At 60.7% G+C, this 22,634-nt stretch carries 31 protein-coding genes; 19 read left to right on the plus strand and 12 right to left on the minus strand.

What is annotated here, in order from left to right:
- Positions 1 to 59 precede the first annotated feature (59 nt).
- The 4 genes from ABQX22_RS13840 to ABQX22_RS13855 all read right to left on the minus strand — a co-directional run bounded on the left by ABQX22_RS13840 (position 60) and on the right by ABQX22_RS13855 (position 2,396).
- Positions 60 to 1,223, minus strand: coding sequence for an EAL domain-containing protein (locus ABQX22_RS13840; protein WP_349800404.1), 1,164 nt, complete (start codon positions 1,221 to 1,223; stop codon positions 60 to 62).
- 122 nt (positions 1,224 to 1,345) lie between these two features.
- Complete coding sequence (locus ABQX22_RS13845) at positions 1,346 to 1,687, minus strand: hypothetical protein (protein ID WP_349800406.1); 342 nt, start codon at positions 1,685 to 1,687, stop codon at positions 1,346 to 1,348.
- A complete protein-coding gene (locus tag ABQX22_RS13850) occupies positions 1,684 to 2,076 on the minus strand; it encodes a phage holin family protein (RefSeq protein WP_349800408.1) in 393 nt (130 codons plus the stop codon). Before ABQX22_RS13850 ends, ABQX22_RS13845 begins: the two co-directional genes overlap by 4 nt.
- A gap of 5 nt (positions 2,077 to 2,081) precedes the next feature.
- Positions 2,082 to 2,396 (minus strand): DUF883 family protein, encoded by a 315-nt coding sequence (locus tag ABQX22_RS13855; RefSeq protein ID WP_349800410.1) that lies wholly within the window; start codon positions 2,394 to 2,396, stop codon positions 2,082 to 2,084.
- Between the two features lie 268 nt (positions 2,397 to 2,664).
- Between ABQX22_RS13855 and ABQX22_RS13860 the strand changes: the two genes are divergently transcribed.
- Positions 2,665 to 2,901, plus strand: coding sequence for a glutaredoxin family protein (locus ABQX22_RS13860; RefSeq protein ID WP_349800414.1), 237 nt, complete (start codon positions 2,665 to 2,667; stop codon positions 2,899 to 2,901).
- A gap of 39 nt (positions 2,902 to 2,940) precedes the next feature.
- Here ABQX22_RS13860 and ABQX22_RS13865 read toward each other — a convergent pair whose 3' ends face one another.
- A complete protein-coding gene (locus tag ABQX22_RS13865) occupies positions 2,941 to 3,207 on the minus strand; it encodes a hypothetical protein (protein ID WP_349800416.1) in 267 nt (88 codons plus the stop codon).
- A 464-nt stretch (positions 3,208 to 3,671) separates the two neighbouring features.
- On the opposite strand from ABQX22_RS13865, the gene ABQX22_RS13870 reads away from it, so the two are divergent.
- The gene (locus tag ABQX22_RS13870; RefSeq protein WP_349800417.1) at positions 3,672 to 4,562 is read left to right on the plus strand and encodes a pseudouridine synthase; all 891 of its coding nucleotides are present in this window, start codon (positions 3,672 to 3,674) and stop codon (positions 4,560 to 4,562) included.
- A 158-nt stretch (positions 4,563 to 4,720) separates the two neighbouring features.
- Here ABQX22_RS13870 and ABQX22_RS13875 read toward each other — a convergent pair whose 3' ends face one another.
- Positions 4,721 to 4,945 carry a YgdI/YgdR family lipoprotein gene (locus ABQX22_RS13875; RefSeq protein WP_349800419.1) on the minus strand — a complete coding sequence of 75 codons (225 nt, stop codon included), beginning with the start codon at positions 4,943 to 4,945 and terminating at the stop codon, positions 4,721 to 4,723.
- 88 nt (positions 4,946 to 5,033) lie between these two features.
- The gene (gene mobA / locus ABQX22_RS13880; protein ID WP_349800421.1) at positions 5,034 to 5,627 is read right to left on the minus strand and encodes a molybdenum cofactor guanylyltransferase MobA; all 594 of its coding nucleotides are present in this window, start codon (positions 5,625 to 5,627) and stop codon (positions 5,034 to 5,036) included.
- A 78-nt stretch (positions 5,628 to 5,705) separates the two neighbouring features.
- Here mobA and moaB point away from each other — a divergent pair, with 78 nt between their 5' ends.
- Together moaB and ABQX22_RS13890 are read left to right on the plus strand one after the other, a co-directional pair.
- Positions 5,706 to 6,245 (plus strand): molybdenum cofactor biosynthesis protein B, encoded by a 540-nt coding sequence (gene moaB, locus ABQX22_RS13885; RefSeq protein ID WP_349800423.1) that lies wholly within the window; start codon positions 5,706 to 5,708, stop codon positions 6,243 to 6,245.
- Between the two features lie 4 nt (positions 6,246 to 6,249).
- Positions 6,250 to 7,464 (plus strand): molybdopterin molybdotransferase MoeA, encoded by a 1,215-nt coding sequence (locus ABQX22_RS13890; RefSeq protein WP_349800425.1) that lies wholly within the window; start codon positions 6,250 to 6,252, stop codon positions 7,462 to 7,464.
- A gap of 109 nt (positions 7,465 to 7,573) precedes the next feature.
- Here the strand turns inward: ABQX22_RS13890 and ABQX22_RS13895 are convergent, their stop codons facing one another.
- Entirely contained in the window at positions 7,574 to 9,382 is a 1,809-nt protein-coding gene (locus ABQX22_RS13895; RefSeq protein WP_349800427.1) for a monovalent cation:proton antiporter-2 (CPA2) family protein, read from the minus strand.
- A gap of 193 nt (positions 9,383 to 9,575) precedes the next feature.
- On the opposite strand from ABQX22_RS13895, the gene ABQX22_RS13900 reads away from it, so the two are divergent.
- The 8 genes from ABQX22_RS13900 to map all read left to right on the plus strand — a co-directional run bounded on the left by ABQX22_RS13900 (position 9,576) and on the right by map (position 14,002).
- The gene (locus ABQX22_RS13900; protein ID WP_349800429.1) at positions 9,576 to 9,764 is read left to right on the plus strand and encodes a hypothetical protein; all 189 of its coding nucleotides are present in this window, start codon (positions 9,576 to 9,578) and stop codon (positions 9,762 to 9,764) included.
- 104 nt (positions 9,765 to 9,868) lie between these two features.
- Entirely contained in the window at positions 9,869 to 10,135 is a 267-nt protein-coding gene (locus ABQX22_RS13905; protein WP_349800431.1) for a PepSY domain-containing protein, read from the plus strand.
- A gap of 149 nt (positions 10,136 to 10,284) precedes the next feature.
- The gene (locus tag ABQX22_RS13910) at positions 10,285 to 10,722 is read left to right on the plus strand and encodes a GNAT family N-acetyltransferase (protein ID WP_349800433.1); all 438 of its coding nucleotides are present in this window, start codon (positions 10,285 to 10,287) and stop codon (positions 10,720 to 10,722) included.
- Between the two features lie 84 nt (positions 10,723 to 10,806).
- On the plus strand, positions 10,807 to 11,838 hold the full coding sequence (locus tag ABQX22_RS13915; protein WP_349800435.1) for an Ldh family oxidoreductase: 1,032 nt from the start codon (positions 10,807 to 10,809) through the stop codon (positions 11,836 to 11,838).
- Positions 11,839 to 11,939: 101 nt separating this feature from the next.
- Positions 11,940 to 12,140 carry a hypothetical protein gene (locus tag ABQX22_RS13920; RefSeq protein WP_349800437.1) on the plus strand — a complete coding sequence of 67 codons (201 nt, stop codon included), beginning with the start codon at positions 11,940 to 11,942 and terminating at the stop codon, positions 12,138 to 12,140.
- A gap of 378 nt (positions 12,141 to 12,518) precedes the next feature.
- Complete coding sequence (locus tag ABQX22_RS13925; RefSeq protein WP_349800439.1) at positions 12,519 to 12,863, plus strand: helix-turn-helix domain-containing protein; 345 nt, start codon at positions 12,519 to 12,521, stop codon at positions 12,861 to 12,863.
- Between the two features lie 78 nt (positions 12,864 to 12,941).
- A complete protein-coding gene (locus ABQX22_RS13930) occupies positions 12,942 to 13,196 on the plus strand; it encodes a ParD-like family protein (protein WP_349800440.1) in 255 nt (84 codons plus the stop codon).
- Entirely contained in the window at positions 13,193 to 14,002 is an 810-nt protein-coding gene (map, locus tag ABQX22_RS13935) for a type I methionyl aminopeptidase (RefSeq protein WP_349800441.1), read from the plus strand. The genes ABQX22_RS13930 and map overlap by 4 nt, the downstream gene beginning before the upstream one ends.
- A gap of 193 nt (positions 14,003 to 14,195) precedes the next feature.
- On the opposite strand, the gene ABQX22_RS13940 is transcribed toward map, so the two are convergent.
- The 4 genes from ABQX22_RS13940 to ABQX22_RS13955 form a co-directional block, all read right to left on the minus strand.
- Entirely contained in the window at positions 14,196 to 14,450 is a 255-nt protein-coding gene (locus ABQX22_RS13940) for a hypothetical protein (protein ID WP_349800442.1), read from the minus strand.
- 84 nt (positions 14,451 to 14,534) lie between these two features.
- Entirely contained in the window at positions 14,535 to 14,759 is a 225-nt protein-coding gene (locus ABQX22_RS13945) for a DUF6555 family protein (RefSeq protein WP_349800443.1), read from the minus strand.
- Positions 14,760 to 14,971: 212 nt separating this feature from the next.
- On the minus strand, positions 14,972 to 15,673 hold the full coding sequence (locus ABQX22_RS13950) for an endonuclease I family protein (RefSeq protein WP_349800444.1): 702 nt from the start codon (positions 15,671 to 15,673) through the stop codon (positions 14,972 to 14,974).
- 4 nt (positions 15,674 to 15,677) lie between these two features.
- Positions 15,678 to 15,923 carry a DUF1654 domain-containing protein gene (locus ABQX22_RS13955; RefSeq protein WP_349800445.1) on the minus strand — a complete coding sequence of 82 codons (246 nt, stop codon included), beginning with the start codon at positions 15,921 to 15,923 and terminating at the stop codon, positions 15,678 to 15,680.
- A gap of 190 nt (positions 15,924 to 16,113) precedes the next feature.
- Between ABQX22_RS13955 and ABQX22_RS13960 the strand changes: the two genes are divergently transcribed.
- The 7 genes from ABQX22_RS13960 (at position 16,114) to rbsD (ending at position 22,548) form a co-directional block, all read left to right on the plus strand.
- Entirely contained in the window at positions 16,114 to 16,338 is a 225-nt protein-coding gene (locus ABQX22_RS13960) for a YgdI/YgdR family lipoprotein (RefSeq protein ID WP_349800446.1), read from the plus strand.
- Between the two features lie 260 nt (positions 16,339 to 16,598).
- Positions 16,599 to 17,558: a sugar ABC transporter substrate-binding protein gene (locus ABQX22_RS13965; RefSeq protein WP_349800447.1), complete on the plus strand. Its 960-nt coding sequence runs from the start codon at positions 16,599 to 16,601 to the stop codon at positions 17,556 to 17,558.
- Positions 17,559 to 17,631: 73 nt separating this feature from the next.
- Positions 17,632 to 19,182, plus strand: coding sequence for a sugar ABC transporter ATP-binding protein (locus tag ABQX22_RS13970; RefSeq protein ID WP_349800448.1), 1,551 nt, complete (start codon positions 17,632 to 17,634; stop codon positions 19,180 to 19,182).
- Positions 19,182 to 20,177 (plus strand): ABC transporter permease, encoded by a 996-nt coding sequence (locus ABQX22_RS13975; protein ID WP_349800449.1) that lies wholly within the window; start codon positions 19,182 to 19,184, stop codon positions 20,175 to 20,177. Before ABQX22_RS13970 ends, ABQX22_RS13975 begins: the two co-directional genes overlap by 1 nt.
- A 1-nt stretch (position 20,178) precedes the next feature.
- A complete protein-coding gene (locus ABQX22_RS13980) occupies positions 20,179 to 21,201 on the plus strand; it encodes a LacI family DNA-binding transcriptional regulator (protein ID WP_349800450.1) in 1,023 nt (340 codons plus the stop codon).
- 28 nt (positions 21,202 to 21,229) lie between these two features.
- The gene (gene rbsK / locus ABQX22_RS13985; RefSeq protein WP_349800451.1) at positions 21,230 to 22,147 is read left to right on the plus strand and encodes a ribokinase; all 918 of its coding nucleotides are present in this window, start codon (positions 21,230 to 21,232) and stop codon (positions 22,145 to 22,147) included.
- Positions 22,144 to 22,548 (plus strand): D-ribose pyranase, encoded by a 405-nt coding sequence (gene rbsD, locus ABQX22_RS13990; protein WP_349800452.1) that lies wholly within the window; start codon positions 22,144 to 22,146, stop codon positions 22,546 to 22,548. The genes rbsK and rbsD overlap by 4 nt, the downstream gene beginning before the upstream one ends.
- The last annotated feature ends 86 nt before the right edge of the window (positions 22,549 to 22,634 follow it).

Raw genomic sequence — 22,634 nt, forward strand, 5'->3', positions numbered from 1 at the left:
ATCGGGTGATTACGGGTCTAGCTTCGGGGTTCACTTCTCGGGCTGCAAGCTCAATCGGCTCAAAATCCCGCCGCGTCGACATCGATCAGCAGCAGGCGCTCGCCGTTGTCGAAAAACTGCCCGGCGGTAAGGCAATACTGGTTGCTGGTGGCGTCGCGGTAGGTGGTGGACAGGGTCAGGCGGCGTTCATGCCAGCCTTCCGCCAGCAAGTGATAGAAGTACGGACGCCAGGACCAGTTATGCCCCAGATAGCGCGCGTCGGACTGCCACGCCCCGTTGCGCCATTCCAGATTGGGGGTCAGTTGCGTGCCATGGCGGTCACACTGATAGAACCGCAGCAGCCAGGGAAAGCTGTGCAGCGTCGGCAGCTCACTCAGCGGCCTGCGGGCCTGTGCCCAGTCCTGAAGCAGGGTCATCAGGTGCGTCAGTTGCCGGCGCAGACTCATCAGCCGCTCCCGCTCGCTGACTTTCTGCAGCACGTAGCGGTCGCGCAAGGCCGCGAAGCGGTCCACGAAGGCATCGGTGGCGAAGAAATCCAGTTCGCCCTGGGCAAACAGAAAGCCCTGCACGTAGCGCGAGCCGCACTCCAGCGCGAAGTGCAACTCGGCCTCGGTTTCCACGCCTTCGGCGATGATCCAGCAGCCGGTTTTTTCGGCCATCTGCGCCAGCGCCCTGACCACGTCGCTGCTCGGACCGCCCCGCGCAGCGGCCTGAAACAGGCGCATGTCGAGCTTGAGAATGTCCGGTTGCAGTGCCAGCACCCGGTCCAGTTGCGAGTAGCCGGCGCCGAAGTCGTCAATGGCGATACGCGCACCGGCTTCACGGTAGCGCGCCACGACCTCACTCAGGCGCTGGGTATCGCCGCCCAGCTCAGTGATCTCGAACACGATACGCTCCGGCGCAATGCCGTGTTGCTGCATTTGCTGCAGGCTCGGCAGCGGTTGGCCGGCGCGCAGACGGCTGATCCAGCGCGGGGAGATGTTCAGACTCAGGAACCAGTCATCCGGGGCTTCGTTCAGACGGCTGAGGGCATTGTCACGGATCAAACGGTCCATCCGGCGCAGGGCGGTGCCTGGCGTTTTCGGGTCGGCGAACAGCGGGCCGACCGATTGCAGCCGGCCGTTTTCCAGGCGAACACGGCCCAGGGCTTCAATCCCTGCGATGCGACCGGTGGCGGTGTCGATGAACGGCTGAAAACAGGCTAGCGGTTGCCCATCGATCACGGGGCCTCCTCAGTGATGCATTAAGGTTATTTTCAGCGAGCACGCACCTTTCCCCCGGGGGCGAACCAACGGGGGAAAGGATTGGACGGATGTGGTTGCAAGAACGTAGCCAAATGGCCAGTTCAGCGGCGGCGATTGCTCCCCTGGATCGCCAGCTTGACCAGAGGCAACAGCGTTGCGCTGAGCTTGACCAGGCGACCGACTGTTCCGGTGCGTTTGCTGCGCGTGCCTTTGCCGGTCAAAAATCCCAGAAATGACACGAGCCCGACACCCCACAACGGCGCATGTTTAATGCCCAAAGTGCCTTGCCAGTCCTGGGTCATCCCGCGCATGCGATGCAAGGGACGCATCAGCTGCCCGGACTCGTGACGGATTTCCTGCCGATGCATTTCCATGCGCAGACGGATCAATGCCTTGCGCAGTTCACGACGATTGTTGGAATGAGGCATTTCAGGACGGCTCATGGCATCAATCGCTCACGGTCATTGGCCAATTCTTCCAGCGTGGAGTGGAAGGGCGAAGACTCATCGAAAATGGCTGATTTCAGTCTCATCGCACAGAACAGGGCCGCCAGCGTGTAAAAGCCACACAAAGCGACAATGCCCATCAGGCGGTAGCTGTCCCAGACCAGGATCAGGAACAGTGCCGACAGACCGATCAGCAGCAGCAAGGCAAACACCAAGGCCAGGCCTGCGAACAGCAGCAGGCTGACGGTGCGTGCTTTCTGTTCCTGAAGTTCGATGCCGAACAGCTCCACGTGGGTATGCAGCAAACCCAGAAAAGCTGCGCCGAGTCGACGAGGAGATGAGGTGTTATCGGTCGAAGAAGGACCGGATTCCGTTCCCAAAGTCATAGCTTTTAGCGCCTTGTGGCCAACAGACCCAGCAGGAACCCGGCACCGGCGGCGATGCCGACGGACTGCCATGGATTGGTTTGGACGTAATCTTCAGTGGCGATCACTGCAGCCTTGCCACGCTCGCGCAGCGCCTCTTCCGTCAACTTCAGGGTTTCCCGGGCACGCAACAGACTTTCCTGAATCTGTCCGCGCAGCTCGTCGGCCTGATCGCCAGCCAGTGTCGCGGTATGTGCCAGCAGCTTCTCGGTGTCGGCTACCAGGGTCTGGAAATCCGCCATCAGGATGTCTTGGGCTTTCTCTGCAGTTTGAAGGGCCATGGTTTTCTCCGTTGAGGTGGCAATATGGGTTTTCGAGTATGGCTGATTACTGAAGGTTCCTTCCAATTGCTGTATCGGTGAGCAAACGGCTGAGGATTCGCCATGTGCTTTGAATCGGTGCGCGAGGGCAGAGGGCGCTCCAATGTCAGGCGCGCCGGTAAGCGAAACAAGGATCGAGGGCTAAGGACAGACGACAGCGTACCGGCTCGACGCTGTGTGCGGCCGGGCCTAAACTGGCGATCCATCATCTTGATCAGAGGGCGCAATCATGCCACCTGAATGCCAACTGTTCGGCACCCTGGGCTGTCATTTGTGCGAAGTGGCGGAAGCCGAATTGATGCCCTTGGTGGAGCACGGGCTGATGGTCGAGCTGGTGGACATCGGTGAAAGCGTGACGATGACCGAGCAATACGGGCTGCGTATTCCGGTGTTGCGGCGCACCGACACCGGCGCCGAACTGGACTGGCCATTCGACGCCGGGCAGGTGGTTGAATTCTTGCGCTGAACCGGTCGGCGACAGGTCAGCGACTTCAGTGCACAGGCGTTACAGGTATTGCGTATTGACGACCATCGCCTGGGAGACCGCTTCTTTCTGCTGTTCGGTCATGCCGTCCCAGACGTGAACCTTGGCGTAGTAACCCAGGCCGGCCACGACGTACAGGCTGAGGGTGAAAACGATGGCTACCGACAAGAACGTCCAGCGACCGATGTCGCTGTGTTCACCGGAAAAGGTTTCGGAATAGTTTTCGTCGCTCTGCGACGCGGTGCCCGTGGAAAGGCGTTTGATCCATTGAAACAGTTGAACCAGCATGGGGATAACCTCAAAAGTGCGTAAGAGAAAATCTGGCGTGGGCAGTGGCAGCTCGGTGATGCGTGAGTCTCCAGTGCCGACGGCTAAAGGCTCGGCGTCCAGGCACGGCGCACTGAACAGATGCTGAAAACGAAAAAAGCCCGTCAATGACGGGCTTTCTTTTTATGTAGTCAGGTCTTGCGGCGCGTTCGAACAACATCACGACGTGGTCGTTTGCGTTCGGTCTGGCGCCTGCTTACCGATTTCGAAACATTTTAGAACAAATCAGGGGCGGCTTTCCAGCGTATTCATGTAGTTGTCAGACAACTTAGAGGTTTTAAACCTGCGGCATGTCGTCGCAGGCATTTGGAACCCTTGAAATAGAGCCCTGCCGGTGAAACGCCGCAGCGTGCTCGCGCAGTGGTAAACGGCTGGGTGATAATGCGCGCCTCGCCGCCATGGCTGCCACCAATCCTGAGCTTCGCATGTCTGAATCCGCTTTCACCGCCGCCCACCTGCAAGCCAGCACGCTGTACCTGCCGCCCGGTGCATGGCCGACCGTGCTCGATTGCCTGTGCGAGCACTTCAGCGCCATCAGCCGTGAGCAGTGGCTGGACCGTGTCGCTCGAGGACGGGTGCTGGACGGCGAGGGCAGACCGATTGCCGTTGACCTGGCGTACAAGGAAGGGCTGCGCATCCATTATTTTCGGGAAGTCCCCAACGAGGTGCCCATCCCGGTGCTGGAAACGATCCTGTATGCCGACGCGCATCTGGTGGTTGCCGACAAGCCGCACTTTTTGCCCGTCACGCCGGCAGGCGAGTATGTCGAGCAAACCCTGCTCAGGCGCTTGATACGTCGTCTGGATAACCCGGATCTAGTGCCGCTGCACCGAATTGATCGGCACACCGCAGGCCTGGTGCTGTTTTCGGCGAACAAGCAGACCCGATCTGCGTATCAAGCGTTATTTCCAACGCGCCAGATCGACAAACGCTATGAAGCGATTGCGCCTGCGCTGCCGGGCCTGGAGTTCCCCAGGGTGCACAAGACCCGTCTGGTGGAAGGCAGCCCCTTTTTCCGGATGCAGGAAGGGCCGGGCGACAGCAACACCGAGACACGCATCGAAGTGATCGAACGCAACGGCCCGTTATGGCGTTACGCGCTGTACCCGATCACCGGCAAGAAGCACCAGTTGCGGGTGCACATGGCGGCTCTGGGGGCGGGGATTTGCAACGATCCGTTTTACCCGGACGTGCTGCCCGACGCCGCAGACGATTTTGATCGACCGCTCAAGCTGCTGGCGCAAGCGTTGAGCTTCAACGACCCACTGACCGGTGAACCGCGCTCGTTCAAAAGCCAGTTGACCCTCGATTGGTAGCCAATCGTGTTTCTGTAGGAGCGAATTTATTCGCGAAAAGGTTCTTGGTAGCTCATCTGCCACCCGAGCGCTTCGCCAACAAGTTGGCTCCTACAGGGGCAACAGTTGCGGCATAAAAAAACCCGCACGAATGCGGGCTTTTTTTGCTACCTCAAGACTTACAGGTCCTTGACGGTACGCACCTGGTCTTTGTTGACGCGGGTTTCTTTGCCGTCCAATTGCTTGAACTCGTAGAAACCTGATTCTTCGTCAAACTTCGGGGTGTCGGTCGCCTGGATTTCACGGCCGTCATTCAAAGTGATCACAGTGGGCGACGAGCAACCGGCGAGGGTGGCAAGGCTCACTGCGAGCAAAAAGGCTGCGGGAATAGTCCGTGGGTTCATTACTGTGTCTCCGAGGTGGATTCTTTGTTTAGTGAGGGTTCTGACGCGGGTGCGCCCGGCTAAGTTCCATGAAATCTGCCTGGCCCCTTCAGTCGTTGATCCGGGTCAACAGATCCGGTGTGTTCAGGTTGGCCAGCCGCGGGTCGTCGGCGTCGCATTGCCACGCCACAGCGCCGAGGCGCAACAGGGTCTTGCGCGGGCTGCGCTGTCCGTCCTGCCAGTCCTGTTCGAACGCGACGGCGTGAACACGCGGGATAAGGCACACCAATGGCTCCCACTGCTCGCCCTGGCGCACCATCACCGGCCGGTCCGGGTGGGCCTGCGCGGTTTCGCGCAGACCGTGTATCAACGCAAGGTCCAGTCGCGGCACATCGCACGGCAGGATCAATACCGAACCATGGCGCGCCACGGCCAGCCCTGCACGAATACCGGCAAACGGGCCGGGGAAATCCGGCTGGTCGTCATGCACCAGCCGATCGGCGTACTCGCCATAGCGGTCCGGGTTTCGATTGCACGAAATGATCAGGTCGTCCGTCAGTGGCCGAACGACTCGGTGGATCGCCGCAATCAGCGGTTCGCCGCGCCATTGGATCAGGCCTTTATCCTGCCCGCCCATGCGTTGGCCTTGGCCGCCGGCCAATAACACAACGGAGCAGGGCGCAAGAAAAGGGGTGTCAGGCATGGCGGACTCGATCAGCGCAGTGAAAAGAAGTGCTGTGATATAACACCCGCCTGTTTCCCCTACAACCGGACCTCGCCGATGAAAGCCAAGGCAGACACACCTTTCGTACCCCTGAACATTGCCGTTTTGACGGTCAGCGACACCCGCACACGTGAAACCGATACCTCCGGGCAGATGTTTGTCGACCGCTTGACCGAAGCCGGCCACGGCCTGATCGAGCGCGTGCTGCTCAAGGATGACCTCTACAAAATCCGCGCTCAGGTCGCCACCTGGATTGCCGACGATGAGGTGCAGGTCGTGCTGATTACCGGCGGCACCGGCTTCACCGGGCGCGACAGTACCCCTGAAGCCGTCGCTTGCCTGCTGGACAAAGAAGTGGATGGTTTTGGCGAGCTGTTCCGCCAGATTTCCGTGCCGGACATCGGCACCTCCACCATCCAGTCCCGCGCGCTGGCTGGCCTGGCCAATGGGACCCTGGTCTGCTGCCTGCCCGGTTCGACCAACGCCGTGCGCACCGGTTGGGACGGCATTCTCGCGCAGCAGCTGGATTCGCGATTCCGCCCGTGCAACTTCGTGCCGCACCTCAAGCAAGCAGAGCCCTGCGGGACCCGAGGGTGATCCGATGAGCGAACCTGCAAAGCCGGGGCTGATCCCGGTGGAAGAGGCCATGGCGCGGTTGATCGCCATGGCCCAGGCGACCCCGATTCTGGAACGCGAGCAGGTGCTGCTGGCCGATGCGCAGGGCCGGGTACTTGCCGACGATCTGATTTCCAGCCTCGATCTGCCACCGTGGCCCAACAGCGCCATGGACGGTTACGCCCTGCGCAGGGCGGACTGGACCGGCGAGCCGCTGGTGGTGACCCAACGCATTTTTGCCGGACAGGCCCCCGACCCGTTGCAGCCGGGCACGTGCGCACGGATTTTCACGGGGGCGCCGGTGCCGGAGGGCGCTGACTGCGTTGAAATGCAGGAAAACGCCGAAGTCATGGCTGATGAGCGCGTGCGCTTCACCGAGCCGATGCTGGCGCTGCAGAACATTCGGCCCAAGGGCCAGGAAACCACCGTTGGCGATACCGTGCTTGACGCCGGCACCGTGATGGGCCCGATTGAAATGGGGTTGGCGGCGACGATGGGGCTCGCGCAACTGGACGTGGTGCGCCGCCCTCGGGTGGCGGTGCTGTCCACGGGCGATGAGCTGATCGAGCCGGGTCAGCCCCTCGGACCGGGCCAGATTTACAACAGCAACCGCGTTTTACTCTGCAGTTGGCTCAAGCGCCTGGGTTGTGAGGTGGTGGATGCGGGCATTCTTCCTGATGACATGGACAAAACCCGCGCGGCCTTGAGTCGGCTCAATGACGTGGACCTGATTCTGTCCACCGGCGGCGTGTCGGTGGGCGAAGCGGACTTTCTGGGCAAAGCCTTGCGTGAAGAGGGCGAGCTGTCGCTGTGGAAGCTGGCGATCAAACCGGGCAAGCCGCTGACCTTCGGCCATTTTCGCGGCGTGCCGGTGATCGGCCTGCCGGGAAATCCCGCCTCGACACTGGTGACGTTCGCGTTGCTGGCGCGGCCATATCTGTTGCGCCGTTTGGGCGTGGAAAAGGTGCAGCCGCTGCAGTTCAAGGTGCCGGCGGGGTTCGTCTGGAACAAGCCGGGTACTCGTCGCGAATACCTGCGGGGCCGGATGGAGCAGGGGCGCGTGGTCGCCTATCGCAATCAGAGCTCCGGTGTCCTGCGCAGCGCAGCCTGGGCCGATGGCCTGATCGAAGTGCGCGAAGGCACCACCGTGGTGCAAGGGGATCTGCTGACCTTCATCCCGCTCAGTGAAGTGCTGGGCTAGCTGAGCAGAACCTCTTGCCTGTAGGAGCGAACTTGTTCGCGAAGCGGTGTATCTGAGTCACCGCACAAACCTTTCGCCAACAAGTTGGCTCCTACAGAAACGCGGGGGTTCACGCTTTAGCCGCTTCCTCACTCCGACGGTCGGCTTCGAACAGTTCCGCCAGTTCTTTGCGCGCTTCGAGTGCCGTCTGTTTGACCTTGACCGCGTCGTCATAAATCAGGTGCTGCGCATTGAGCACCTGTTCATCGTGGCGCTTGAAACGGCTGATGCGTGCATCGGCCTGGGCCTGGCTCAACCCCAGGCCCACCAGCGTGCGACGGGTCATCTCAAGGCTGGAATAGAACGTCTCACGCACCGCTTGCGCATCCACGTCCATCAGCCTGTGCACGTGCTGGCGGTTGCGGGCCCGGGCGATGATTTTCATGTGCGGATAGAGCTTGCGCACCAATTCGGCGGTCTTGATGTTGGCATCCGGATCGTCCGTGGCAATCACGAAGTACTCGGCCTGATCGACCTTGGCGGCGCGCAGGATTTCCGGTCGCAGCGGGTCCCCGTAAAACACTGGCAAGTCGCCGAAGCTGCGGGTGAGCTCGATGGTTTCGACCGAAGTGTCCAGCGCCACGAACGAGATGTTCTGCGCCCGCAGAATCCGCGCCACGATCTGCCCCATGCGGCCCATGCCGGCGATCACCACCCGAGGGCTGTCGGATTCGATGTCGCGGTACTCTTGCGGGACTTCCTTGACCACCGCCTTGGGCTTCAGCCAGCGCGCCATCGCCAGCAACAACAGCGGCGTCACCGCCATGGACAGCGTGATCGTCAGCACCAGCAAGTCGTACAGCTGCGGTTCGAACAGGCCCTGATCACGTCCGATTTTGAACACCACGAAGGCGAACTCACCGCCCGCCGCCAACACCAGACCCAGGCGCAACGCGCTTTGTTTGCCCAGCCCGCCGGCCAGCCGCCCGACGAAATACAACAGCGGCAATTTCAGGGCGATCAGCAGCAGCGTCAGACCGATCACAGCCAGCGGGGCACTGAACAGTAAGCCGATGTTCGCGCCCATGCCAACGCTGATGAAAAACAGTCCCAGCAGCAGGCCCTTGAACGGCTCGATCTGCGATTCCAGCTCGTGGCGGTATTCGGAGTCGGCCAGCAGCAGCCCGGCGAGGAACGCCCCCAGCGCCATCGACACGCCCACCAGGTCCATCAGCCACGCCGTGCCGATCACCACCAGCAGTGCGGTGGCGGTGGAGACTTCCTGAAGCCTGGTTTTGGCGACAATCCGGAACACCGGGCGCAGCAAATAGCGCCCGCCAATCACCACGATGGCGATCACGCCCAAGACTTGAAGGCCATGTCGCCACTGGCCGCCGCCGGTGGTCAGGTGGTCGACGCCCGCCAGCAGCGGCACCATGGCAATCAGCGGGATGGCCGCGATGTCCTGGAACAGCAGGATGGCAAACGCCAGACGCCCATGCGGGGCATTGAGCTCCTTGCGCTCGGCCAGACTTTGCAGCCCGAACGCGGTAGACGACAGCGCCAGGCCCAGGCCCAGGACCACGGCGGTGTTGAGCGGCTGGCCAAACCCGAACCAGGCCACTGCGCCAATCGCCATGCCGGTCATCAGCACTTGGGCCAGGCCGACGCCAAACACTGATTTGCGCATCACCCACAGCCGTTTGGGGGACAACTCAAGGCCGATGATGAACAGCAGAAGCACAACGCCCAGCTCGGAAATGTGCGCAACGCTCTGGGGATTACCGATCAGGCCGAGAACCGACGGCCCGATGATCACACCCGCGATCAGATACCCGATGACGGCGCCCAATTGCAGCCGCTTGGCCAATGGAACGGCCAGAACGGCGGCACACAAAAACACGACTGCGGCCTGTAACAGGCTGCCTTCATGGGGCATTGGAAACTCCTTGTTGAGATGACGTGGCATGAAGGGTTGAAACAATGCGCATTAAACCATGCTGCCGTGACCGATTCAGCGCGGCAAATGGCTGCATCCGCGCCTCGACGGTGCCAGTGTTCGTATTACGGCGTAACATGAGCGCGCATTTGTCCCGCACGAATGATGTCTACCCGTTTTCAGGAAAACCGAAATGACCAACAAGCAGCGTTTGATTTATTCGATCCTCATCGCCCTGGCGGTGCTGGCAATCATGCTGGGCCTGTCGCATCTTCAGAACAGTGGCGTGATCACCGAGAAGACTTTTCAATACATCGCTATCTTCGTGGCGGTGGTGGTCGTGGTGGTCAACGGCATCATGCGCCGCAAGGTCAAGCACTGAAGCTGACGCACCGGGTTACAGACCTTGGGTGAACTATTTTTTTTCATGAGAACTCCAAACCCCCGCAAGTCATAAAGCCCAAATAGGGAAAATGGAGTTCAAACATGATCAAGAAACTGACTGCTGCCATCCTCGCCACCGCCGCCCTGGCCACTGCCCAGGTGGCTTTGGCCGACAAGCCCGCGCCGGGCTGGATCACCATCGAGAAGGCCATTGAAAAGGCCAAATCGGCGGGTTACACCGAAGTCTACAAAATCGAAGCCGATGACAATGGCTACTGGGAAGGCGAAGGGCGCAAGGCCGACAGCCTGACCTACGAGTTCCGCATCGACGGAATGTCGGGCAATGTCCTCCGAGATCAGAAAGACTGATCCATCCCCTCGCTTGACCCCCTTCAACAGCGCAACGGTTTGCGCTGTTGTTGTTTCTGCCCTCGGTGTCCTGCCGACACCATTCTTTACGTACCCCCTCGATTGCCTCTAGGCTGCTGCTTTCATCCATAGTCAGCAGGAAGCGACGCATGAGCGTGCGGATCGAACTCAACACCCATCCCACTGAAGAAGACCGGCTTGCCATTCTTGAGCCACTCAAGGTCTATAACGCGCAGCAGGCGGGCGATGGCCTGTCGGAGAAACTGGCGCTGTTCGTGCGCGACGAAGCCACCAACGCGATCATCGGCGGCCTGCACGCGCGGGTTCTGTATCGCTGGCTGTTCATCGAACTGCTGGTGGTGCCGGAGCAGGCACGCGGGCAGGGCCTGGGCACGACGTTGATGCAGCGCGCCGAAGACCTGGCCCGCGAGCGTCAGTGCGTCGGGATATGGCTCGACACCTTCGATTTCCAGGCGCCGGAGTTCTATCGTCGCCACGGGTATGTCGAGTTCGGTCACATCGATGACTATCCGCCGGGGCACAAGCGCTTCTTTTTTCAGAAAATTCTGACACCCCGTCCGGCATGACCGGCGCCCACCTGTGCCCGCTAATCCCAAGGTGCCGCACGGTTTAGCGGGCTTGCGCTTCTCACTCTCACACCGGAGCTTCAGATGTCCTCACCCCACGAAACCACCGCCGTGCAGGCGATTTCGTTCAACGAACTCACCGCGCTGTTGCAGCAGATTTTCGTCCGCCACGGCACCTCCGCCGACGTCGCAGCGGTGCTGGCGGCCAATTGCGCGAGCGCCGAACGCGACGGCTCCCACAGTCACGGGATTTTCCGCATCAAGGGTTACCTGTCGTCGCTGGCGGCCGGCTGGGTAAAGGGTGACGTGGTCCCCACCGTTGAGGACGCTGGTGCGGCGTTCGTGCGGGTCGACGCAGGCGGCGGTTTTGCGCAACCGGCGCTGGAGGCGGCCAAACCCTTGCTGATCGAGAAGGCCAGAAGCGCCGGCATTGCCATTCTGGCCATCCGCAACTCGCACCATTTCGCCGCGCTCTGGCCCGACGTCGAACCGTTCGCCGAGCAAGGTCTGGTGGCATTGAGCGTGGTCAACAGCATGACGTGTGTGGTGCCGCACGGTGCGCAGAAACCGTTGTTCGGGACCAACCCCATTGCGTTCGCCGCGCCCCGTGCGGGCGGCCACCCCATCGTGTTTGACATGGCCACCAGTGCCATGGCCCACGGTGACGTGCAGATCGCGGCCCGGGAAGGGCGCCTGTTGCCCCCCGGCATGGGGCTGGATCGCGACGGCGCACCGACCTGTGATCCCAAGGCCATTCTCGACGGCGGGGCGTTGCTGCCGTTTGGCGGTCACAAGGGTTCGGCGCTGTCGATGATGGTCGAGTTGCTGGCGGCGGCGTTGACCGGCGGGAATTTCTCGTTCGAGTTCGACTGGTCCGCTCACCCTGGCGCGCAGACGCCCTGGACCGGGCAATTGATCATCGTGATCGATCCGGACAAGGGCCGCGGGCAGGACTTCGCCCAGCGCAGCGAGGTGCTTGTGCATCAGATGCAGGGTGTGGGGCAGGCGCGCTTGCCGGGGGATCGGCGCTATGCACAGCGGGAAAAATCGATGGCCGATGGCATTGCGTTGGCAGCTGCGGATCTTGAGCGTCTCAGGCACTTGAGCGAGGCCTGAAGGGGTAGCGCGATGCCACCGCTCGTCAGAACGGCGCTTGCGTTTGGTCAGCGATCCAAATACTGTATGTTTAACCAGTGTTCAATGAAACGGAGTTGACCATGCAAACCGCTCGAATCGACAATAGCTTTGAATTCGCTCGTCATCCGCAAGAGCAGACCTTCAGCTCGGTATGGGGCAATGAAATGCAGCGCGAAGACTTTCTTGCGCTGGCATCCGGCGTTCGCCACTACCAGGCATCCCTTGCCGCGATCGACAGCGAGTTGAACCCGTCAGCCGCTACTCAGACGCACACCGAGTGATTCCGCTCGGTTTACCGGGGGCCCAGGGTCAGCGTTCCAGATGAGTCGCCGCAGTTGAGTGTATCTCGCGGGCTGCCATCTGAATCCGGTCCGCCTCGGGTTCACGGCGTTTCCCGGTTTTTATCAGCGCCAACGCAATCCAGGTGCCAATCACTGACACCGCGCACCACGCCAGTAAATAGGTCATCACGATGGGCTCTCCGAACTGCACGTATCGGGTTGCCACCGGGACATGACAACCATCCCCAAGTCTATCGACCGGTGTGCGCCGCGCTTGAACCGATAGGCCGCTGAGCCGGACTGGCGGCATCACGTCGCAACTCCAGAACGTCAGTGGGGTCAGCAGTAAACGATAGTCAAGGTTGGGGGCTTCTGTTTATGAAAGATTTTGGCTCGCGGTTAAAAGAAGTGCGAAAGCGCTTGGGCCTGTCACAGCACGAGTTTGGTTCGATTGGCGGGGTTGAAGCCAACGCTCAGGGGAAGTATGAAAGCGGTGATCGTATCCCCCGGTCCGATTACCTCGCCGCTTTGAATAAAAAGGGCATTGATGTCCTGTATATCCTCTCCGGCAAGCGTATGCCCATGGCCACTGAGTCATTGAGCGATGCCGAGCGACGTATCATCTCGCATTACCGAGTGATGAATGAGAACGATCAGGAAGCGATCTCACAGCTCGCAACGTCATTGTCGGAATGCAACACCCACATCGAATCACTCAGCTGACCCTGGTCTCGCCCGTACACCGGGTTGTGGCGAATATATGAACTGTTTATGCTTCGTATATTCCACACGAGGTGATCCATGGGACTGGTCAAGATTTCAGAACAGATGCACGCCAATATCCGCTCGGTCAGCGCTGCGCTCAGCCGCTCGATCAATGCGCAGGCCGAGCACTGGATGCGCATCGGCATGCTGGCCGAACTGCACCCCACATTCAATTACAGCGAGATCTGCCAATTGCTCATCCGCGCCGAAGCCTCAGGCGCAACGGTGCTGAGCGCGCAGCCCTGCGACATTACCCCCTCGACTCTTCAAGCCAGCGCGGTGGCCCGATGAACGTCAGTATCAAAAGCGAAGCCGACCTGGTCGGGCTGCGGGTAGCAGGCCGGTTGGCCGCAGATGTGTTGGCGATGATTGCGCCGCACGTCAAGGCCGGTGTCAGCACCGAAGCACTGGACGACCTGTGCAACGACTACATCGTCAATGAGCTGAAAGTCATTCCGGCCAACGTGGGCTACCACGGCTTTACCAAGACCACGTGCATTTCGCCCAACAGCGTGGTGTGCCACGGGATTCCCTCGCCGGACGACATCCTCAAGGACGGTGACATCGTCAACATCGATGTAGCGGTGATCAAGGACGGCTGGCACGGCGATACCAGTCGCATGTACCTGGTGGGTGACGTCAGCCCTCAGGCCAGGCTTCTGGTGGACACCACGTATGAAGCGACGCTGGCCGGCATCCATGCCGTCAAGCCCGGCGCGACCCTCGGGGATATCGGTCACGCCATTCAGACGGTGGCCCATCGTGAAGGCTTCAGCGTGGTGCGTGAATATTGCGGTCACGGCATCGGGCGCAAGTACCACGAAGACCCACAGGTGCTGCATTACGGCGCGGCGGGGAAGGGCATGCGGCTCAAGCCGGGCATGGTCTTTACCATCGAGCCCATGATCAACGCCGGTAAACCTGGCACGCATATGCTGGATGACGGCTGGACGGTATTGACCCGCGACCTGTCGTTGTCGGCGCAGTGGGAACACATGGTGGCCGTGACCGAGACAGGCTTCGAATTGCTGACGCCGTGGCCCGATGGTACCGGTCATTACCCGGCGGTTGAGTCGTTTTCAACCGTCGCAGACTAATAAAGTCACAATTGCAGGGGTGACGATTATCCGACTTGAGTTGTAGTCTGCTTCCCGTTCCCCTGTAGTGCTGTTGCCTGACCGGCTCATGGATGATCAGACGCGCAGCGCTTGGGGAGAACACCAGATTCCGCGGCTCAGCGCTGCAATAAAAAACCCGGCCGAAGCCGGGTTTTTTATGTGCGTGTTCAGGTCACTGATCGACGCTCTTGGCAGCCACTACGCCTGCCGAACTCAACTTGATCGGGTAATGCAGGGACCGCTCTCCCTTGCTGGCGGTGTCCACGCTACCGTCGTGAATCAAACCGTGTTCCTGCAAGTGTTCCAGCGTATCCGCCACCGCGTGTTCACCCCGGTAATTATCCAGCACCTCCTTGCCGAGGCCGGCTGGGTGAGCGTGGAGCAGACGGGTGAGGACTTCGTTTTTCAATGCGTTATCGATGGTCATATTTACCTCGCTTTGCTGGTGTCATGAGCGCTGCATGTAAATTGGGACCACCTGATTGGGCATTTGTTTGGAATTTCCCTGAACTCAGGTGCGTTTCCAGCGAACCTTGGTGATGCCCAGCCGCTCGGCCTGAATAATCGCCAGCCTGACCGGGCGTGCGCACACACCACCGTCCATCTGCGCCACGCCGGCGTGAAGGGTAGCGAAATACAACGCTTCGCTTTCACTCAGGCTTTGGGTCTGATGGCTAAAGTGTCGAGGCTCCCCGCGCAACTGGTAATGAATTTCAAAATCCTTGTAATCATTCATTGTCGTCCCCCGCCTGTGAGATGTTGAGTACAGACTTGCGCCAACGCATCGAAACCCAAATGTGGTTTTCAATAGGCTTGGTACACGAAAAATTACACGATCTCTCCAGCATTTGAGCGTCACGCCGATAAGCGGCTTTGTGCCATATCTGTTCGAATGCAAGATGCGTCCAGAACCTGCGAATAGAGCATGTTGACCCGCATTTGAAGGGTTCAGCCGCAGGCTTTCAAATTCACGGGACCGACAAAATCATTCCCGTGTCCCATCACGCACGCCACACGCTGATTGCGCTGACGCTCCCAGCTTTCCACCGGATAGGTCTTGTTCCAGGCCTGATAAAGCTGCGTGTCCTGGCGAGAGAGCCGCAGGTTGTAGTGCTTGCTCATGTAGAAATAGGTGCGGGCAATCATTCCGCGAATTGATGGCCGGGGCATGACCTTCTTCGCCTTGAAGTCCACCTGCGTCAGGCATGACCCGTATTGACCTGCGTGCACGGGAAGCCAGCCAAAACTGAAGTTGTTCCGGTCGCCGTTCACTTCGCCGATGCTCGGCACCAGGTTGTGCAGGTCGGCTTCGGCCAGCTTGTAGATCTGATCGTTGCGCGTGCAGTTCTTGCGTCCACCGTTCTGCCAGCACTGGCGCAGATGACCGATCTGCCAGGCCGGCACAATGTGCTCCCACTCGATGCGTCTGGCCCGCGTGGCATTTTTGCGTGGCACGTAACCGCAGGCGGCCAGATCGACCTTGTTGCCGCTGTACTTGCAACCGCAGTAGAACTCGGTGGATTGCGGGGCATACAGGCCCCAGGCAATCTTCTTTGCTTCACTGAAGGTGCGAGGCGCTTCGGCGTGCGCGGCCATCGGCCCTGTCAGCAGGACGCAGGTGCCCAGCAGGGTTATAAGCCTGGATATCATGGCGTCAGTCTTCCTTCGGCACCGTCCAGAACACCTGGATACCGCCGTCATCCCGGTAGGCGAGGGTGACGTTATCGTTCTCGGCGATTTCCCCCAGCAGCTGGTTCCAGTCATCCTCGGATTCGTCTGGCAGGCGGAAGATCAGCGCAGCCTTGGATTTCTGGGCATTGGTCGAATTGATGATTTTCTGGATGCGGATGGCCAGTCGCTCGTACGGGCCGGGAGCAGCGGGGGCGTTGTTTTTTGACACGAAAAGGATCCCTTGTTTTTGCTGTACATGCATACAGTATTTGAGTGCGGGACGTTTCGCAACACCTCTGTAGGACAAAGCGCGGCCCCAGCGTTGTCCGAGAGGCCGGACCGGCGAACCAATTTCCATTGCGTCGATCTGATGGCGTATCGGCGAATCAGTTCGCACCTTATATAACGCAGGAGTCTTCATGAATATCAAACAGTTAGCGTTGCCCATTGCGTTCGCCATGTCTGCGATGCTGGCGGGTTGCTCCACAGCCACCGTCGTTACCCTGCAAAACGGTACGCAGTACGTCACCAAGGACGCGCCGAAGACCAAGACCAAAGACGGGTTCTATGAATTCGAGGACATCTCGGGCCGAACCGTCAAAGTCCGCGCCGATGATGTGGCGACGGTCAAGGAAGAGGATTGAAAGACAGGGCTGGCTCCGCAAGGTGCCAGCCCTTTTTCGCACTCGGTCTTCGTGCACTCTGGTGTGACTGGCCCACATGTATCCCTCGACACCCTCGCGCAATGACTCGCCAGTCAAAAAAAGCTTCTATTCTGACGGTTGACAAATCTGCTGGGGATTCTCATAGTCCCCATCACGCAAACGTTTGCGCCTCGAATGCCGTTTACTCTCGATGCGCCAGCGGTGCCGATAAAATAATCATAATGTCGGAGTAACCCCCCATGAAGCTGCCCTTCGCTGCACGCCTTCTTGCTGTTGCCATGCTCACAGCCACTGCTGTCTCCCTCCCTGTTTCTTCTGCCTTCGCCGATGACGCCAAAAAGCCCACCGTTGCGCTGGTCATGAAGTCCCTGGCGAACGAATTCTTCCTGACTATGGAAGATGGCGCCAAGGTCTACCAGAAAGAACACGCCGCCGATTTCGACCTGATTTCCAACGGCATCAAGAACGAATCCGACACCGCCGCGCAGATCGACATCGTCAACCAGATGATCGTCAAGAAAGTCGATGCGCTGGTCATCGCACCGGCTGATTCCAAGGCCCTGGCTTCGGTGCTCAAGAAGGCGATGGACGCGGGCATCAAGGTCGTGAACATCGACAATCAACTCGACGTCGACGTGCTCAAGAGCAAAAGCATGGACGTGCCGTTCGTAGGCCCGAACAACCGCAAAGGCGCCAAGCTGGTGGGCGACTACCTGGCCAAACAACTGACGGCGGGCGACCAGGTCGGCATCATCGAAGGCGTACCGACCACCACCAACGCGCAGCAGCGTACGGCCGGTTTCAAGGACGCAATGGATGGCGCGCAGATGAAGATCGTCTCCACGCAATCGGGTAACTGGGAAATCGACAAGGGCAACGCCGTCGCCTCGGCCATGCTCAACGAATACCCGAACCTGAAGGCCTTGCTGGCCGGTAACGACAGCATGGCGCTGGGTGCGGTGTCGGCGGTTCGTGCCGCAGGCAAGGCGGGCAAAGTGCAAGTGGTCGGCTACGACAACATCAACGCCATCAAGCCCATGCTCAAAGACGGTCGCGTCCTCGCCACAGCTGACCAGTTTGCCGCGCGTCAGGCCGTGTTCGGTATCGACACTGCGCTGAAGATGATCAAAGGCGAAAAACTCGACATCAAGGACGGTGTGATCGAGACCCCCGTAGAGCTGGTCACCAAGCCGCAATAAAGCCCAGTTCCGTCTCACACACCTGAAATAGCCCTCGCCTTCGCTTGACGAAGGTGGGGGCGTGGAGAGCGTTATGTCAGCGTCTGCTCAGGCCGCTGTTCTATCTGTCAGCGGTATCGGCAAAACCTACGCCCAACCTGTCCTCGGCGACATCGACCTGACGCTGATGCGTGGCGAAGTGTTGGCCCTGACCGGAGAAAACGGCGCGGGCAAAAGCACCTTGTCCAAGATCATTGGCGGGCTGGTCACGGCCACCACCGGGCAGATGCAGTTCCAGGGACAACCCTATCAACCGGCCAGCCGCACCCAGGCTGAAAAGCTCGGCGTGCGCATGGTCATGCAGGAACTCAATCTGTTGCCGACCCTGTCGGTGGCGGAAAACCTGTTCCTGGACAACCTTCCCAGCCGTGGCGGCTGGATCAACCGCAAGCGCCTGCGTGAGGACGCGATCAGCGCCATGGCGCAAGTCGGTCTGGACGCCATCGACCCGGACACCCTGGTCAGCGAGCTGGGCATCGGTCATCAACAGATGGTGGAGATTGCGCGCAACCTGATCGGCGACTGCCATGTGCTGATCCTCGACGAGCCGACAGCGATGCTGACCGCCCGGGAAGTCGAGATGCTGTTCGAGCAGATCACCCGTCTGCAGGCGCGCGGCGTGTCGATCATTTACATCTCCCATCGCCTCGAAGAGCTGGCCCGCGTGGCCCAGCGCATTGCCGTGCTGCGCGACGGCAAGCTGGTGTGCGTCGACGCGATGGCGAACTACAACAGCGAGCAGCTGGTGACCCTGATGGTCGGCCGCGAACTGGGAGAAAAAATCGATCTGGGCGAACGAAAGATAGGCCCGGTCGCGTTGTCGGTGAAGGGCCTGAGCCGTTCCGACAAGGTCCTCGACGTGTCTTTTGACGTGCGCGCCGGGGAGATCTTCGGCATTTCCGGTTTGATCGGCGCCGGCCGCACGGAGTTGATGCGCCTGATCTATGGCGCGGATATCGCTGACAGCGGCACCATCGAAGTGGGCAGCCCGTTGCGCAAGGTCAGCGTGCGATCTCCGGTGGACGCGGTGGGGCATGGCATCGCGTTGATCACCGAAGACCGCAAGGGTGAGGGCTTGCTGCTCTCGCAATCGATCAGCGCCAACATCGCGCTGGGCAACATGGAGGCGATTTCCAAAGCCGGGGTGGTCGACGGCGCTGCCGAGATGAAGCTGGCCCGGCGTCAGGTCGATGCCATGCGCATCCGCAGCTCTAGCCCGACCCAACTGGTGTCCGAATTGTCCGGCGGCAATCAGCAGAAAGTGGTGATTGGCCGCTGGCTGGAGCGCGATTGCCAAGTGATGCTGTTCGACGAGCCCACCCGAGGCATCGACGTCGGTGCCAAATTCGACATCTATACGTTGCTGGGCGACCTGACGCGCCAGGGCAGGGCGTTGGTGGTGGTGTCCAGCGACCTGCGGGAGTTGATGCTGATCTGCGACCGGATCGGCGTGCTGTCTGCCGGACGCTTGATCGACACCTTCGAACGCGACAGCTGGACCCAGGACGAACTGCTCGCTGCCGCGTTTGCCGGCTACCAAAAACGTGATGCGCTGCTCTCCGACGCCGCGCCCAGGATTGACTGATGAAAACCCCGACTCACAGCGCAGCGCTTCCTTCCCCCGGCAAACGCAGCGGTAACTACTTTGGCCTTGGCACCTATCTGGGGCTGGCGGGCGCATTGCTGGCGATGATCGTGCTGTTCTCGCTGCTCAGCGATCATTTCCTGTCCTACGAAACCTTCAGCACACTGGCCAACCAGATCCCGGATCTGATGGTGCTGGCAGTGGGCATGACCTTCATCCTGATCATCGGCGGCATCGACCTGTCGGTGGGCTCGGTGCTGGCGTTGGCGGCCTCGGCGGTCAGCGTCGCGATGCTCGGCTGGGGCTGGGGCGTGTTGCCCTCGGCGTTGCTGGGAATGGCCTGCGCAACCGTTGCCGGCACGATCACCGGTTCCATCACGGTGGCCTGGCGGATTCCGTCGTTTATCGTCTCCCTCGGCGTGCTGGAAATGGCCCGTGGGGTCGCGTATCAGATGACCGATTCACGCACCGCGTACATCGGCGATTCCTACGCCTGGCTCTCGAACCCCTTCGCCTTCGGCATCTCGCCGTCGTTCGTGATTGCTTTGATTGTGATCTTCGTCGCTCAGGCCGTGCTGACGCGCACGGTGTTTGGTCGCTACCTGATCGGGATCGGCACAAACGAAGAAGCCGTGCGTCTGGCCGGGATCAATCCGAAGCCCTACAAGATCCTGGTGTTCTCGCTGATGGGCTTGCTGGCCGGTGTCGCGGCGCTGTTTCAGATTTCCCGTCTGGAAGCGGCAGACCCGAACGCAGGTTCCGGCCTGGAGCTGCAGGTCATTGCAGCGGTGGTGATCGGCGGCACCAGCCTGATGGGCGGACGCGGTTCGGTGATCAGCACCTTTTTCGGCGTGTTGATCATTTCAGTGCTGGCGGCCGGGCTTGCCCAGATCGGCGCCACCGAGCCGACCAAGCGCATCATCACCGGCGCCGTGATCGTCGTGGCAGTGGTGCTCGACACTTACCGCAGCCATCGCGCGAAACGGCGCGGCTGACATGGCCACGATCAAAGATGTGGCGGCGCTGGCCGGGATTTCCTACACCACGGTGTCCCACGTGATGAACAGAACCCGGCCGGTGAGCGAAGAGGTGCGGGTCAAGGTCGAAGCGGCCATCGCCCAGCTCGACTACGTACCCAGTGCGGTCGCCCGCTCGCTGAAAGCCAAGGCCACAGCCACCATCGGCCTGTTGATTCCCAACGGCATCAACCCGTACTTCGCCGAACTGGCCCGAGGGATCGAGGACTACTGCGAGCGCAACGGCTTTTGCGTGATCCTCTGCAACTCCGATGACAACTCGGACAAGCAGCGCAGCTACCTGCGGGTCCTGCTGGAAAAGCGCGTGGACGGTTTGATCGTGTCATCCGTGGGCGGCGACAACGGCATGGTCGACGGGCTGGCGGGGGTGCGCACGCCGATGGTCATCGTCGACCGGGACCTGGAGCACATTTCGGCTGACCTGGTGCGCATCGATCACGAGCTGGGGGCGTACCTGGCGACCTCGCATTTGCTGGAACTGGGCCATCGGCACATCGCCTGCATCTGCGGCCCGGCCGAGACCAGTGTGGCGCGCATGCGGCTGGCAGGGTATCAACGCGCCATGCAGCAAGCGGGCATCCCGGTGCCCGATTCATGGGTGGTCGAAAGTGATTTCACCAGCCCCAGCGGATACAACGCAGCAGTGGCGCTGCTGGAACGTGATCGGCCGACCGCGATCTTCGCCGCCAACGACATGGTGGGCTTCGGCGTCTTGCGAGCCGCCGCCGAGCGCCATATTGCGGTCCCTTCGGCCTTGTCGGTGATCGGCTTCGATGACATCCAGATGAGCCGCTATGTGTATCCGGCGCTGACAACGGTCGGCCAATCGATCCTGCAACTGGGCGAGCGTGCCGCACAGATGCTGTTGCGCCGAATCGCGTCTCCGGGTGCCTCGCCCATTGAACAGTTGATCGTCGCGCCGAGCATCGTGTTGCGTGAGTCCACCGCACCGCCCACCAATGCCTTCAATGAATTTCGCTGAACCGCTTTCGGATTAAAGAGTGAATCGCATGCACGCAAAAGTAGTGATAGTCGGCAGCCTCAACATGGACCTGGTCACTCGCGCGCCGCGTTTGCCACGGGGCGGCGAGACCCTGGCGGGCCATTCGTTCGTGACCGTGCCGGGCGGGAAGGGCGCCAATCAGGCGGTGGCTGCCGCGCGACTGGGTGCCCAGGTGGCCATGATCGGGTGTGTCGGCGACGATGCCTATGGCGCGCAATTGCGCACCGCGCTGCTTGCCGAAGGCATCGGCTGCGATGCAGTCACCCCTATCGGCGGTGAATCCACCGGTGTGGCGCTGATCGTGGTTGATGACAACAGTCAGAACGCCATCGTGATCGTGGCCGGCGGTAACGGCCATGTGACGTCGACCGTCGTCGACCGCTTCGATGACCTGCTCAGTCAGGCTGACGTCATCATCTGCCAGCTGGAAATCCCGATGGACACCGTGGGACACGTGCTCAAGCGCGGCCATGAGCTGGGCAAGACTGTCATTCTGAATCCTGCCCCCGCCAGCGCGCCGTTGCCCGCTGACTGGTACCCCTTGATCGATTACCTGATCCCCAACGAAAGTGAGGCGACCCTGCTGACCGGCTTGCCCGTGGACTCGGTGGCCAGTGCGCAGGCGGCTGCCGATGCTTTGCTGGCTTGGGGCGCGTCCAAAGTCATCGTCACGCTGGGTGCCCAGGGATCGCTGTTCGTGTCCAGTGCGCGCTCACAGCATTTTCCGGCGCCGAAGGTTCAGGCGATCGACACCACGGCAGCGGGCGACACCTTCGTCGGCGGCTTCGCTGCGGCACTGGCCGAGGGCAAAAGCGAATCCGATGCCATCAGGTACGGGCAAACTGCCGCAGCGCTGTCGGTCACCCGCTCGGGCGCTCAACCCTCCATCCCCACCGTCAGCGACGTGCAGGCGTTCAAACCATGAAAAAGACACCCTTACTCAATATCGCGCTGTCCAGAGTGGTGGCGTCTCTGGGGCATGGCGATGTGCTGATGATCGTGGATGCCGGCATGCCTGTGCCGCCCGGTGTGGAACTGATCGATCTGGCGCTCACCCACGGCGTCCCGGACTTCGTCAGCGTGCTCAACACCGTGCTCACGGAAATGCAGGTGGAAAGCCACGTGCTGGCCGAAGAGATGCTGGACAAGCGGCCGCCTGCGCTCGCCACCGTCAATGAACTCGAGGCCAGCGGCAGCCTGGGCCAGCGGCGCCTGCTCAGTCACGATCAATTGAAAGCCCTCAGCCGCAGCGCACGCGCCATCGTGCGTACCGGGGAATGCCAGCCCTACACCAACATTGCGCTGGTGTCCGGCGTCGTCTTCTGACGTATTACGCGTATGTGTCTTAACCTGAAACAGGGAGTTTCCTATGCCAACCATGTGCCTTCATCTGTCACGACTGCTCAGGAGTG

The organism is Xanthomonas sp. WHRI 1810A, assembly GCF_040202885.1.
Taxonomy (GTDB): Bacteria; Pseudomonadota; Gammaproteobacteria; order Pseudomonadales; family Pseudomonadaceae; genus Aquipseudomonas.

Bases quoted from the DNA above. Each gene is read 5' to 3' on its own strand.
- ABQX22_RS13980 (WP_349800450.1), top strand. From the start codon at position 20,179: ATGGCCACGATCAAAGATGTGGCGGCGCTGGCCGGGATTTCCTACACC.
- ABQX22_RS13930 (WP_349800440.1), top strand. From the start codon at position 12,942: ATGGGACTGGTCAAGATTTCAGAACAGATGCACGCCAATATCCGCTCG.
- ABQX22_RS13890 (WP_349800425.1), top strand. From the start codon at position 6,250: ATGAGCGAACCTGCAAAGCCGGGGCTGATCCCGGTGGAAGAGGCCATG.
- ABQX22_RS13855 (WP_349800410.1), bottom strand. From the start codon at position 2,396: ATGGCCCTTCAAACTGCAGAGAAAGCCCAAGACATCCTGATGGCGGAT.
- ABQX22_RS13875 (WP_349800419.1), bottom strand. From the start codon at position 4,945: ATGAACCCACGGACTATTCCCGCAGCCTTTTTGCTCGCAGTGAGCCTT.
- ABQX22_RS13950 (WP_349800444.1), bottom strand. From the start codon at position 15,673: ATGATATCCAGGCTTATAACCCTGCTGGGCACCTGCGTCCTGCTGACA.
- ABQX22_RS13900 (WP_349800429.1), top strand. From the start codon at position 9,576: ATGACCAACAAGCAGCGTTTGATTTATTCGATCCTCATCGCCCTGGCG.
- map (WP_349800441.1), top strand. From the start codon at position 13,193: ATGAACGTCAGTATCAAAAGCGAAGCCGACCTGGTCGGGCTGCGGGTA.
- ABQX22_RS13970 (WP_349800448.1), top strand. From the start codon at position 17,632: ATGTCAGCGTCTGCTCAGGCCGCTGTTCTATCTGTCAGCGGTATCGGC.
- moaB (WP_349800423.1), top strand. From the start codon at position 5,706: ATGAAAGCCAAGGCAGACACACCTTTCGTACCCCTGAACATTGCCGTT.
- ABQX22_RS13925 (WP_349800439.1), top strand. From the start codon at position 12,519: ATGAAAGATTTTGGCTCGCGGTTAAAAGAAGTGCGAAAGCGCTTGGGC.
- ABQX22_RS13920 (WP_349800437.1), top strand. From the start codon at position 11,940: ATGCAAACCGCTCGAATCGACAATAGCTTTGAATTCGCTCGTCATCCG.
- ABQX22_RS13850 (WP_349800408.1), bottom strand. From the start codon at position 2,076: ATGACTTTGGGAACGGAATCCGGTCCTTCTTCGACCGATAACACCTCA.
- ABQX22_RS13865 (WP_349800416.1), bottom strand. From the start codon at position 3,207: ATGCTGGTTCAACTGTTTCAATGGATCAAACGCCTTTCCACGGGCACC.
- ABQX22_RS13975 (WP_349800449.1), top strand. From the start codon at position 19,182: ATGAAAACCCCGACTCACAGCGCAGCGCTTCCTTCCCCCGGCAAACGC.
- ABQX22_RS13870 (WP_349800417.1), top strand. From the start codon at position 3,672: ATGTCTGAATCCGCTTTCACCGCCGCCCACCTGCAAGCCAGCACGCTG.
- rbsD (WP_349800452.1), top strand. From the start codon at position 22,144: ATGAAAAAGACACCCTTACTCAATATCGCGCTGTCCAGAGTGGTGGCG.
- ABQX22_RS13860 (WP_349800414.1), top strand. From the start codon at position 2,665: ATGCCACCTGAATGCCAACTGTTCGGCACCCTGGGCTGTCATTTGTGC.
- ABQX22_RS13895 (WP_349800427.1), bottom strand. From the start codon at position 9,382: ATGCCCCATGAAGGCAGCCTGTTACAGGCCGCAGTCGTGTTTTTGTGT.
- ABQX22_RS13945 (WP_349800443.1), bottom strand. From the start codon at position 14,759: ATGAATGATTACAAGGATTTTGAAATTCATTACCAGTTGCGCGGGGAG.
- ABQX22_RS13940 (WP_349800442.1), bottom strand. From the start codon at position 14,450: ATGACCATCGATAACGCATTGAAAAACGAAGTCCTCACCCGTCTGCTC.
- ABQX22_RS13905 (WP_349800431.1), top strand. From the start codon at position 9,869: ATGATCAAGAAACTGACTGCTGCCATCCTCGCCACCGCCGCCCTGGCC.
- ABQX22_RS13960 (WP_349800446.1), top strand. From the start codon at position 16,114: ATGAATATCAAACAGTTAGCGTTGCCCATTGCGTTCGCCATGTCTGCG.
- ABQX22_RS13965 (WP_349800447.1), top strand. From the start codon at position 16,599: ATGAAGCTGCCCTTCGCTGCACGCCTTCTTGCTGTTGCCATGCTCACA.
- mobA (WP_349800421.1), bottom strand. From the start codon at position 5,627: ATGCCTGACACCCCTTTTCTTGCGCCCTGCTCCGTTGTGTTATTGGCC.
- ABQX22_RS13910 (WP_349800433.1), top strand. From the start codon at position 10,285: ATGAGCGTGCGGATCGAACTCAACACCCATCCCACTGAAGAAGACCGG.
- ABQX22_RS13915 (WP_349800435.1), top strand. From the start codon at position 10,807: ATGTCCTCACCCCACGAAACCACCGCCGTGCAGGCGATTTCGTTCAAC.
- ABQX22_RS13845 (WP_349800406.1), bottom strand. From the start codon at position 1,687: ATGAGCCGTCCTGAAATGCCTCATTCCAACAATCGTCGTGAACTGCGC.
- rbsK (WP_349800451.1), top strand. From the start codon at position 21,230: ATGCACGCAAAAGTAGTGATAGTCGGCAGCCTCAACATGGACCTGGTC.